This is a genomic window from Candidatus Symbiopectobacterium sp. NZEC135 (assembly GCF_025962695.1).
The window spans coordinates 1-799 of record NZ_JAGFPF010000984.1; the positions used below are offsets into that span (position 1 = coordinate 1).

The window sequence follows — 799 nt, forward strand, 5'->3', positions numbered from 1 at the left end:
TAGGAAGATACCTACCATCCACACGCATAGAAAGGTCTGCGCGATGAAACTGGAATCCCTCGTGTTACACCATGGCTATACCTCGGAAGCAACCACTAAAGCTGCTGCCGTACCGATTTACCAGACAACCTCTTACACGTTTGATGATACGCAGCATGGTGCTGACCTGTTCGATCTCAAAGTGGCGGGTAATATCTATAGCCGCATCATGAACCCCACCAATGCGGTGCTGGAAGAACGTCTGGCGGCGATAGAAGGCGGGATCGGTGCGTTGGCGCTTGCCTCGGGCATGGCGGCTATCACCTATGCGCTGCAAGCGCTGACGCAGGTGGGAGACAATATTGTCAGCACCAGCCAACTGTACGGTGGCACCTATAACCTGTTTGCGCATACGTTGCCGCGTCAGGGGATTGAAGTGCGTATGTTTTCTGCCGAGGATTTTGCTGCGCTTGATGCGTTGATTGACGATCGTACCAAGGCGGTATTCTGTGAATCCATCGGTAATCCGGCGGGCAACGTGGTGGATATCGCACAGATTGCCGCCATCGCCCACCGCCACGGCGTGCCGGTGATTGTCGATAACACGGTGGCAACGCCAGTGTTGTGTCGCCCGTTTGAGCACGGGGCCGATATCGTGGTGCATTCCCTGACCAAATATATCGGTGGACACGGCACCACGATTGGTGGCGCTATTATCGATAGCGGCAAATTTGACTGGGTTGCCAACAAGGCGCGCTTCCCGCTGCTGAGTGAGCCGGATCCCTCTTACCACGGCGTGGTTTATACCGAGGCATTCGGC

The 799-nt window shown here is 55.4% G+C and carries 1 protein-coding gene; it reads left to right on the forward strand.

The features are described from left to right. Positions 1 to 43: 43 nt before the first annotated feature. A partial coding sequence (locus tag J5224_RS31910; RefSeq protein WP_264628974.1) for an aminotransferase class I/II-fold pyridoxal phosphate-dependent enzyme occupies positions 44 to 799 on the forward strand: 756 nt, incomplete at its 3' end.